The sequence below is a fragment of the Streptomyces sp. NPDC012888 genome (assembly GCF_042900645.1).
GTDB lineage: Bacteria > Actinomycetota > Actinomycetes > Streptomycetales > Streptomycetaceae > Streptomyces.
Map to the genome: position 1 here is coordinate 75,770 of NZ_JBIBBM010000024.1, position 9,987 is coordinate 85,756.

The 9,987-nt window shown below is 72.9% G+C and carries 7 protein-coding genes; 3 read left to right on the forward strand and 4 right to left on the reverse strand.

What is annotated here, in order from left to right; genetic code table 11:
• Positions 1 to 49: 49 nt before the first annotated feature.
• Complete coding sequence (locus ACFY61_RS31370; RefSeq protein ID WP_389477735.1) at positions 50 to 1,780, reverse strand: S8 family serine peptidase; 1,731 nt, start codon at positions 1,778 to 1,780, stop codon at positions 50 to 52.
• 421 nt (positions 1,781 to 2,201) lie between these two features.
• Positions 2,202 to 3,614, reverse strand: a complete 1,413-nt coding sequence (locus ACFY61_RS31375) for a cation:dicarboxylate symporter family transporter (RefSeq protein WP_389477737.1) — start codon at positions 3,612 to 3,614, stop codon at positions 2,202 to 2,204.
• Between the two features lie 67 nt (positions 3,615 to 3,681).
• Here ACFY61_RS31375 and ACFY61_RS31380 point away from each other — a divergent pair, with 67 nt between their 5' ends.
• Positions 3,682 to 5,301, forward strand: coding sequence for an ATP-binding protein (locus tag ACFY61_RS31380; RefSeq protein WP_389477717.1), 1,620 nt, complete (start codon positions 3,682 to 3,684; stop codon positions 5,299 to 5,301).
• Positions 5,302 to 5,372: 71 nt separating this feature from the next.
• Positions 5,373 to 6,065 (forward strand): response regulator, encoded by a 693-nt coding sequence (locus ACFY61_RS31385; RefSeq protein WP_389477739.1) that lies wholly within the window; start codon positions 5,373 to 5,375, stop codon positions 6,063 to 6,065.
• On the opposite strand, the gene ACFY61_RS31390 is transcribed toward ACFY61_RS31385, so the two are convergent.
• The gene (locus ACFY61_RS31390; RefSeq protein WP_389477720.1) at positions 6,023 to 6,868 is read right to left on the reverse strand and encodes a tyrosinase family protein; all 846 of its coding nucleotides are present in this window, start codon (positions 6,866 to 6,868) and stop codon (positions 6,023 to 6,025) included. The genes ACFY61_RS31385 and ACFY61_RS31390 overlap by 43 nt on opposite strands.
• Positions 6,865 to 7,299 (reverse strand): tyrosinase family oxidase copper chaperone, encoded by a 435-nt coding sequence (locus ACFY61_RS31395; protein WP_389477723.1) that lies wholly within the window; start codon positions 7,297 to 7,299, stop codon positions 6,865 to 6,867. Before ACFY61_RS31395 ends, ACFY61_RS31390 begins: the two co-directional genes overlap by 4 nt.
• Before the next feature lie 248 nt (positions 7,300 to 7,547).
• Here ACFY61_RS31395 and ACFY61_RS31400 point away from each other — a divergent pair, with 248 nt between their 5' ends.
• The gene (locus ACFY61_RS31400) at positions 7,548 to 8,951 is read left to right on the forward strand and encodes a glutamate decarboxylase (protein WP_389477725.1); all 1,404 of its coding nucleotides are present in this window, start codon (positions 7,548 to 7,550) and stop codon (positions 8,949 to 8,951) included.
• The last annotated feature ends 1,036 nt before the right edge of the window (positions 8,952 to 9,987 follow it).

Here is a 9,987-nt window from a genome sequence, read left to right on the forward strand (position 1 = left end):
GGTGTGGCACCCGCCGCGGCCGCCGGTGGATCAGGACGTCACGCGCCTGTCAGAAGGTGAGGTTCCAGGCGTCGATCCGGCCGGTGTCGGCGTTGGCGTTGTCGTTCACACGGAGCTTCCAGGTGCCGTTCGCGACCTCGGAGGAGGCGTTGACGGTGTAGGTCTGGGCGATGTTGTCCGTGCCGCCGCCGCTGCGGTTGTGCAGGGTGTAGACGGTGCCGTCCGGCGCCACCAGGTCGACCTTGAGGTCGCCGATGTAGGTGTGCTTGATGTCCACGCCCACCTTGAGGGTGGCCGGGGCGTTGCCCGTGACCCCGCTGACCGTGAGGGAGCTCTCCACGGTGGTGTTGTCGGCGATGGCGACGTCGGTCAGGTTCTCGAAGTACTTCCCGGGCGGCGGGGTGGTGCCGGACACCGCCTTGAGGGCGTCGACCCGGCCCTCGCCGAAGAAGCTGTTCTTCGCCGTGGTCCCGGTGCACCGGCCGTCGGACGGGCAGGCCAGGTCCGTGGCCTGCTCGCCCAGCTTGGTCCGGATGTCGGCCGGCGTGTACGACGGGTTGGCGCTGGCCATCAGCGCCGCCACGCCCGCCACGTGCGGGGAGGCCATCGAAGTGCCGCTCAGCGACGAGTACTTGCCGCCGGGGACGGTGCTGTACACGGACTCGCCGGGCGCGGAGACCTCGATGACGTCCCGGCCGAAGTTCGAGAAGGACGCCTTGGAGGTGCCGTTGGTGCCGTTCGCCGCGACCGTGACCACGCCCGGCAGCTCGGCCGGGATGTCCAGGCAGTCGTTGGTGATGGTGCGGGTCACCGGGGTCGAGTCGTTCGGGCTCGAGGTGTCGGTGGTCTTGTTGGCCAGGTCGTAGTTGGCGTTGCCCGCCGCGGCGACCTGCAGCGAACCCTTGCCCTCGGCGTACTTCTGGGCGCGGCCGACGCCCTCCAGGATGGCGGCCTGGTCGAGGTCGTTCGGGCAGTTGAACTGCCACGGGTCGGTGTAGTAGCTGTTGTTGGTGACCTTGAAGCCGCGGTCACCGGACCAGACGAGCCCGCAGATGGTGTTCTCCGGGAAGAACAGGGTGCTGCCCGGCTCGGCGATGCGGACCGAGGAGATCTTCACGCCCGGCGCGACGCCGATGGCGCCCTTGCCGTTCTTGGCGGCCGCGACCGTACCGGCCACGTGCGTGCCGTGCGTGTCGACGTCGCGCCAGGCACCCGCCCGGGTGTCGGGCTTGCCGTAGGCGCAGGACACCGAGTCGGCCGCGTTGAAGTTCGGCGCGAGGTCCTGGTGCTGGTCGTCGACGCCGGTGTCCAGGATGCCGACCTTCACGGAGGCGGAGCCGGTGGTGACGGCCCACGCCTGGTCGGCCTTGATCTGGGTCATGTCCGAGCGGACCGGCTCGGTCGAAGGCGCCGCCGACTGCGACGGGTTGGCGGGCAGCGCCGGGTTGTAGGCGTCGGCCGGGACGTCGGAGGTACGGGTGGCGCCGACCTTCTGCACCCCGCTCACCCCGCGCATGGTGGCGGCGAAGGTGCTGGAGGTGGAGTGGGCCACGATGACGCCGATGGCGTCGAAGTGGTGGAAGACCGTACCGCCGTTGGCGGTGACGGCGGCCCGCACCGCGGAGGTGTCCCCGGGGGCGGTGATCACGAGGTAGGCGCGGGTGCCGGCGGCCCAGGTCGCACTCTGGGCTGCCGGGGCCGCGGCCCGGGCGGAGGCACCGGCGCCGCGGAGGGCGCCCATGCCGGTGTCGGCGATGGCGGCCGGAGCCGTGAACGCCATGGCGGCGCCGATCGCGGCGAGGGCCGCGAGGGTACGTCGGGGGCGGCTGGATATGTGGGGTATCAATGCGTCCTCCGATGACCCGGTGGTGCTGGTGGCACCTACCGGGTCGTACGAAACGAGTGGTGGACGCAAGATTGCAGAGAGAGACCCGCTGAGGGAAGTACCTTTCACCGCACGTACGTTTCGCACGGGTTGGCTGAAAACGATCTGTTGCCCGGCACTCCGGCCGCTCCCCCGACGGCGCCCGACGGCACCGGACCGGCCGGGCGGGGCGCCATGGGGGCGCGCCCTGCCCGGCCGGGTGTTGCGGGTGCGCCGCCCCCGTGGGGAGGGGGTGGGGGCACACCGGCCCCCGCCGCGGCCGTGGTTCGGGTCAGCCGGCCCGCGGCGGAGGGGACCGTGCGATCCCCGGCGGGGATCAGGCGGAGGTGGCGGCCGGGACGGACTCCTTGCCGTCGCCCCCCGGCTGGGCGGGAACGGCGTCCGCGGCGGCGGGGCCGTGGCCGGAGTCCGAAAGGGTCCGCTCGTCGAACGGCAGCCGCCCGCCGAGGACTTCCGCCGCCCGGGCGCGGTCGAACTCCCCGGTCCAGGTGCCCACCAGCACCGTCGCCACCGCGTTGCCCGCGAAGTTGGTCAGCGCCCGAGCCTCGCTCATGAACCGGTCGATGCCCACGATCAGGCCCACCCCGTCGACCAGTTCGGGCCGGTGCGACTGCAGGCCGCCCGCCAGCGTCGCCAGGCCCGCCCCGGTCACGCCCGCCGCGCCCTTCGAGGCGATCACCATGAACAGCAGCAGCGACACCTGCTCCCCGAGCGACAGCGGACTGCCCATCGCCTCGGCGACGAACAGCGAGGCCATCGTCAGGTAGATCGCCGTCCCGTCCAGGTTGAACGAGTACCCGGTCGGCACCGTGATGCCGGTGACCGGCTTCGACACCCCCAGGTGCTCCATCTTCGCGATCAGCCGCGGCAGCGCCGACTCCGAGGAGGAGGTGGACAGGATCAGCAGGAACTCCCGGCCCAGGTACTTCAGCAGCGCGAACACGCTGATCCCCGTACAGACCCGCAGCAACGTGCCCAGCACCAGGAACACGAACACCAGACAGGTGGCGTAGAACCCCAGCATGATCACGGCCAGGGACTTCAGGGCGTCCACCCCGGTCGCGCCCACCACCGCCGCGATCGCCCCGAACGCGCCCACGGGCGCCACCCACATGATCATCGCGAGCACCCGGAAGACCAGCGTCTGCACGTGCCCGATCCCGCGCAGCAGCGGCTCGCCCGCGGCCCCCATCGCCTGGAGCGCGAACCCGCACAACAGCGCCACCAGCAGCGTCTGCAGCACCTCACCCCCGGTGAACGCCGACACCAGCGTGGTCGGGACGATGCCCAGCAAGAAGTCCGCGGTCGACTCGGCCCCGCCCGCCTCGGCCTGCTTCTCGCCCGCGCTGCGCACCGCCTCGGTCAGCTCCAGCCCGCTGCCCGGCTCCAGCAGGTTCCCCACCAGCAGACCGATGGCCAGCGCCACGGTGGACATCACCATGAAGTAGCCGAGCGCCAGCCCGCCCACCGCACCGACCTTGGCGGCCTTGCGTACCGAGCCGACCCCCAGCACGATCGTGCAGAAGATCACCGGCGAGATCATCATCTTGATCAGGTTCACGAAGCCGGTGCCGAGCGGCTTCAGTTCAACGGCGACCCCGGGCGCGGCGAAGCCCGTCACGATGCCCAGCACCACCGCGGCGATCACCGCGATGTAGAGATAGTGGGTCCTGTCCCGCCTGGCAGCCACGATGCCTCCCGGTGTTGCGAATGCGTTCCGGGAGACCATGTCGCAGGCTGTGACCCCGGTCACCCTTGCGTTCATTGAGTTCACGGCCCGGTGCACACTGAGCGCCATGTTCCGCATCCCCCGTCCGCGCAGCCTGGCCGGCCAGCTCTTCGCCATGCAGGTGGTGCTGGTCGCGGTCGTCGTCGCCGGGTGCGCGGTCTTCGCGTACGCCGGAGCCCACCGCCAGGCCGAGGAGGCCGCCGAACGCCAGGCCGGGGCGGTGGCCCGCGCCGTGGCCGACTCCCCGTCCGTACGGGACGCCGTGCGCGAGGCCGACCGGCTCGCCGCCGGGCGCCCCGGCACCCCCGCCGACCCCTCGGCCGCGCTCCAGCCGTACGCCGACCGGGTCCGGGCCGACTCCGGCGTCGACTTCGTCACGATCATGGCCCCGGACGGCCGGCGCTGGACCCACCCCGACCCGCGCCGCATCGGCGAGCGGTTCCTCGGCAACACCGGCCCCGCGCTGCGCGGCGAGACCTTCAGCGAGACCTACACGGGCACCCTGGGGCCGTCCATCCGCGTGGTCACCCCGCTGCGCGACGGCGACCGGATCATCGGACTGGTCAGCGCCGGCATCACCGTCCGCGCGATCAGCGACCGGCTCGGCGGCCGGCTCGCCGCCCTGGCGTGGGTCGCGGCCGGGGCCCTGGCCCTCGGCGGCGCCGGCACCTACGTGATCAACGCCCGGCTGCGCCGCCACACCCACGGCATGAACGCGGCGGAGCTCAGCCGGATGCACGACTACCACCAGGCGGCCCTGCACGCCGTCCGCGAGGGCCTGCTGATGCTCGACGGGCAGCGCAGGATCTCCCTGATCAACGACGCCGGCCGGGAACTCCTCGGGCTGCGCGGGGACCTGGTCGGGCGCGGGGTCGCGGACCTGGGGCTGCCGGCCCCGCTGACCGGCGCGCTCCTCGCCGACCGGGAGCGGGTGGACGAGGTGCACCTGACCGCGGAGCGGGTGCTCGTGGTCAACAGCTCGCCGGTGGCGGGCGGCGGCCGGCGCGGCACCGTGGTCACCCTGCGGGACCACACCGCGCTCCAGGCCCTGACCGGTGAGCTCGACCACGAGCGCGGTTTCACCCGCGCCCTGCGGTCGCAGGCCCACGAGGCGGCCAACCGGCTCCACACCGTGGTCTCGCTGATCGAACTCGGCCGTACCGGGGAGGCGGTGGAGTTCGCCACCGCCGAGCTGGAGCTGTCCCAGGCGCTCACCGACCAGGTCCTCACCTCGGTCGGCGAGCCGGTGCTGGCCGCCCTGCTGCTGGGCAAGGCGGCGCAGGCCCACGAGCGGGGCGTGGAGCTGGTGGTCACCCCCGACAGCCGCAGCCTGGCGGGCGTCCCCGGGGTGCCGCCCGCCCGCGACCTGGTCACCGTCCTCGGCAACCTGATCGACAACGCCGTCGACGCGCTGACCGGCACCCCCGGCGCGCGCATCGAGGTGACCGCCCGCTCCGACGGCCGGGCCCTGCTGCTGCGGGTCGCCGACAACGGCCCGGGCCTGCCTCCCGGCGCCGACGTGTTCCGGCGCGGCTGGTCCGGCAAGGGCGAGGGCCGGGGCCTGGGCCTCGCCCTGGTCCGGCAGGCCGCCGAACGCCACGGTGGTCGCGCCACCGCCACCGAAGGGCCGGGCGGTGGCGCCGAGTTCACCGTACGGCTGCCACTGGCGACGGGGGGACCGGCGTGACGAGCCCGCCGGGCACGCCGGGCGCACAGGGCCCGTGGGGTACGCCGGGTGTCACGGGCGCGGCCGGGCCGGTGCGGGTGCTGGTCGTCGAGGACGACCCGGTGGCCGCCGACGCGCACGCCCTGTACGTCGGCCGGGTCCCGGGGTTCACCGCCGTCGGCGCCGTCCACTCGCTGGCCGGGGCCACCCGGGTGCTGGACCGGACCCCGGTGGACCTGCTGCTGCTGGACCTCACCCTGCCCGACGGGCACGGCCTCCGGTTCGCCCGCGGGCTGCGGGCCGCCGGGCACCCCGCCGACGTCATGGTGGTGACCTCGGCGCGGGACCTCGCCGTGGTCCGGGAGAGCGTCTCGCTGGGCGTCGTGCAGTACGTGCTGAAGCCGTTCGCCTTCGCCACCCTGCGCGAACGGCTGCTGCGCTACGCCGAGTTCCGCGCGGCCGCTTCGGCCGGCGAGGCGGCCGGCCAGGACGACGTGGACCGGGCGCTGGCGGCCCTGCGGGCACCCCGCCCGGCCGCGCTGCCCAAGGGGCTGAGCGCCCCCACCCTGGACCGGGTCTGCGCCCTGCTGAAGGAGGCCCCGGAGGGGCTCACCGCGGCCGGCGCCGCCGGGGCGGCGGGCATCTCCCGGATCACCGCCCGCCGCTACCTGGAGCACCTCGTGGACACCGGCCTCGCGGCCCGCGCCCCGCGGTACGGGCAGGTGGGCCGCCCGGAGCTGACCTACCGCTGGCTGGCGGAGGCCGGTTCGGTGTCGAACGTGTAGAACTTCCGGTGGTCCAGCATGTCGGCCGGGGTGACGTCGTTCCACGGCCGCATGGTGTCGTTCAGGTCGACCACGTTCGGCGTCCCGCCCGCGGGCAGGTAGGGCGACCCGGGGTGCCGGGCCTGCCACTCGGCCCAGAGCTTGTCCACGTACGCGTGGTGCATCCAGAACACCGGGTCGTTGGGGGAGACCCCGGTGGCCATCTGGCCGCCCACCCACACGTGCACCCGGTTGTGCAGGTTGGCGCCCCGCCAGCCCTCCAGGTGGTTGCGGAAGCCCGCCGAGGAGCTGTTCCAGGGGGAGGAGTCGTACTCGGCCATCGCCAGCACGGTCTCCACCTCGGCGCGGGTGGGCAGCTGCGCGGTGCCGGCGCCGAGGGCGCGCCGCAGGTAGGGCCGCCCGTCCACCTGGACCCGCATCTCCCACTTGCCGCCGGAGTACGCGAACGGGCCGTCCGTCACCTGTCCGTCGCGGGCCCGGCCGGTGCCGCCGAGGAAGTCGGCGGCCCACAGGGAGGAGCGGGGGGTGCGGTCGGCGGTCCAGTCCCAGTAGGGCAGGGCGACGGCCGGGTCCACCTTCTGGAGCTCCTGCTCGAACTCGATCAGGAAGCGGCGGTGCCAGGGCAGGAAGGAGGGGGAGCGGTGTCCCACCCGGTCCCCGCTGTCGGTGTCGCCCATGATGAAGCCGTTGTGGGTGGTGACGAACCGGTCGTAGACCCCGGTCCGCTTGAGCTCCAGCAGGGCGGTGGTGAAGGCCTTCTTCTCGGCGGCGGTGAGCGCGGCCTGGTTCTTGCGGACGGTCATGCCGCACCGCCGAACGGGACGAGGGTGGCGCCCTGGAGCTCTCGGACGGCGGCGCGCGCCAGCGCACGCAGGTCGGGGAAGGTCTCGTAGTGGTTGACGACGCTGATCCAGCTGCCGTCGGCGTTGCGCATCACGTGCAGTTCGCGGCCGTCGATGCTGACGGTGGGGGCCGCGGGGCCGTGGTGGCCGCCGTGTCCGCCGTGCCCGCCGGAGGCGGCGGGGGTTATCCGTATCCGGCGGCCGAGGTAGACCTCGTCGACCTGGCCGGCGGCGGGGAAGGCGGGGGTGGCGGGGCCGGTCGCGGATGACGGGCCGGGGCGGGACGAGGGGTCCGGGGCGGCGGTGGCCGCGTGGGCGATGCCGGCGAGGCCGACGGCCGTCAGGGTCCCGGCCGAGGCGCTCAGGGCGCGACGCCTGGTGATCATGTTCATGAGTGGAAGGAGTACCAGCGCCACCACCCGACCTCACCGATAATCGGACAGGCCACGATAAGTTGCCGGTTAAACACATATGGTGATCTTCCCGTCCGGACCGGCTCCAGTGGCCCGAACGGGAAGATCTTCCGGCAGGAGCCTACTCGACAGGAGATCCTCCGGTGTGAAGGGGGTCGGGTGGGCGGGGTCACAGCCCCCGAGTCGGCCGGAAGCCCACCTGGCGACATGTCATCTATAGTCCGGACATGGCGCTTCATGAGATGAAGAACCCGGACGCCCAGGATCCCGGCAGCGACGTCTTCACCACCGCGCTCGGCGGTCAGGTCCTCCCGAAACACCGGATGCCCGACGACCACGCGCCCGCCGCGACGGTCTACTCGCTCCTCCGCAACGAACTCCTGCTCGACGGCAACGCGGCACAGAACCTCGCCACCTTCTGCACCACCTGGTCGGAGGACGAAGTCCACCGCCTGATGAACGAGTGCCTTGACAAGAACATGATCGACAAGGACGAGTACCCGCAGACCGCCGAGATCGAGGCGCGCTGCGTGAACATCCTCGCCGACCTGTGGAACGCCCCGCCCGGCTCCGACGGCGCCACCCCCGCGACCGGCTGCTCAACCACCGGCTCCAGCGAGGCCGCCATGCTCGGCGGACTCGCCCTCAAATGGCGCTGGCGCGCCCGCCGGCAGGCCGAGGGCAAGCCCGCCGACCGCCCCAACCTGGTCTGCGGCCCGGTCCAGGTCTGCTGGGAGAAGTTCGCCCGCTACTTCGACGTGGAACTGCGCCAGGTCCCGCTGGAACCCGGCGCCACGGGACTGCGCCCCCACCAGCTCGCCGCCCACGTGGACGAGAACACCATCGGCGTCGTCGCCATCCTCGGCGTCACCTACACCTGCGACTACGAACCGGTCGCCGACATCGCCGCCGAACTCGACCGGATCCAGGCCGAACACGGCTGGGACGTCCCCGTGCACGTGGACGCCGCCAGCGGCGGCCTCGTCGCGCCCTTCCTCCACCCCGACGTCGTCTGGGACTTCCGGCTGCCCCGCGTCGCCTCGGTCAACACCTCCGGCCACAAGTACGGCCTCGCCCCGCTCGGCGTCGGCTGGATCGTCTGGCGCACCGCCGACCTGCTCCCCGAGGACCTGGTCTTCCGGGTCGACTACCTCGGCGGCGACATGCCCACCTTCGCCCTCAACTTCTCCCGCCCGGGCGGCGAGGTCATCGCCCAGTACTACCTCTTCCTGCGCCTCGGCCGGGCCGGCTACCGCCGGGTCCACGAGGCCTGCGCCGACACCGCCCGCTACCTGGCGGGCCGGATCGCGGAACTCGGCCCGTTCACCCTGCTCTACGACGGCCAGGGCGCCCTACCCGCCGTCTCCTACACCCTCTCCGACCCTGCCTCCGCCGGGTTCACCCTCTACGACCTCTCCGACCGGCTGCGCATGCGGGGCTGGCAGGTCCCCTCGTACCCCCTGCCGGCCGACCGCGACGACACCGTCATCCAGCGCGTCCTGATCCGCCACGGGGTGACCCGCGACCAGATCGCCCTGCTGGCCACCGACATCGCCCACGCCGTCACCCACCTCACCACCGCCCCACCCCCGCCACCGGCGACCCCGCGCCGCTCGGGCTTCCACCACTAGGGGTGAGCGGGGGTGCCGGGTCGGGGGGCGCGGGCGGCGGGTGGGGTGGGGGCGGGTGGGCATGCTCGGGCGGGGGTGTTGGAGGCCGGGCGGGGGTGGGGTGGGTGGGCTCACTCGGGCGGTGGCGTTGGGTGCGTCGGGGTGGTTGCCCGTCCGTCCCATCGTCCTTCCGTGGCCGTCCGCCCTGTCAAGGGCGCTCCTTCGTCGCGTCGCTTCGCGATGGCCTTCGGCCACCCTTGACAGGGCGGCCGTCCCCGGAAAAACGACAGACGACCGGACAACCCAAAACAAGGGCAAGGGGTCCAGCAAGGGATGCGGCCCTGCCCGGCTGCCCGCCGGGGCCGGGGCGGCGGCCGATTCCGCCCTCCGGGCGGGAAGCCCCACCTTCACCCGCCCGGAAGGTGCATCAGGCGGGCCGCCAAGGGGCACCCCACACCGCTACGCGCTCCACTCGGCAAAGTGTCCCCGTGCGGTCGGTGGCCGGACATAGGCCGCCATCGATCGCTACGCGCTCCGGCGGTCCCGGCGGCCGAAAGGCCGTCTGGGGTCGATGTCCGCAACGAAAGACCGTCTGGCGCGTCGTGGATTGCAGTCAGGCGGCCAGTGGGCGGACGAGAGGGGTGTCAAAGCGCCCCAAATGGGGCATATCGCGAGCCTTTTGGGCTCGACCGGTCTCCTTGCCTCATTCCAGGACCGTCTGGCGCTCACTAGCGACCCACCACGCCCCAAAGGACTCCAGGGGCCGCCAACGAGGCGGATGGCCCTCCGCCCTTGGGCGGTCTATGTCCGGCCAGCGACCAGACGGGGACACTGAGACGGCAGGAGCGCGTAGCGGTGTGGGGTGCCCTCCCGGCAGGCCCGTCTCTTGCACCTTCCGGGTGGGTGAAGGTGGGGCTTCCCGCCCGGAGGGCGGGTTGGGCCGCCGCCCCCGGCGCCGGACCGCTAACGGGCGGACCCGTGGGGAATGGGCACCCCTTGCCCTTGTTTTGGGTTGTCCGTTCGTCTGTCGTTTTTCCGGGGCGGGCGGCGGGGTCAA

Coding starts and splice junctions, on each gene's coding strand:
- ACFY61_RS31370 (WP_389477735.1), bottom strand. CDS start 1,780: ATGGCGTTCACGGCTCCGGCCGCCATCGCCGACACCGGCATGGGCGCC.
- ACFY61_RS31375 (WP_389477737.1), bottom strand. CDS start 3,614: ATGGTCTCCCGGAACGCATTCGCAACACCGGGAGGCATCGTGGCTGCC.
- ACFY61_RS31380 (WP_389477717.1), top strand. CDS start 3,682: ATGTTCCGCATCCCCCGTCCGCGCAGCCTGGCCGGCCAGCTCTTCGCC.
- ACFY61_RS31390 (WP_389477720.1), bottom strand. CDS start 6,868: ATGACCGTCCGCAAGAACCAGGCCGCGCTCACCGCCGCCGAGAAGAAG.
- ACFY61_RS31395 (WP_389477723.1), bottom strand. CDS start 7,299: ATGAACATGATCACCAGGCGTCGCGCCCTGAGCGCCTCGGCCGGGACC.
- ACFY61_RS31400 (WP_389477725.1), top strand. CDS start 7,548: ATGGCGCTTCATGAGATGAAGAACCCGGACGCCCAGGATCCCGGCAGC.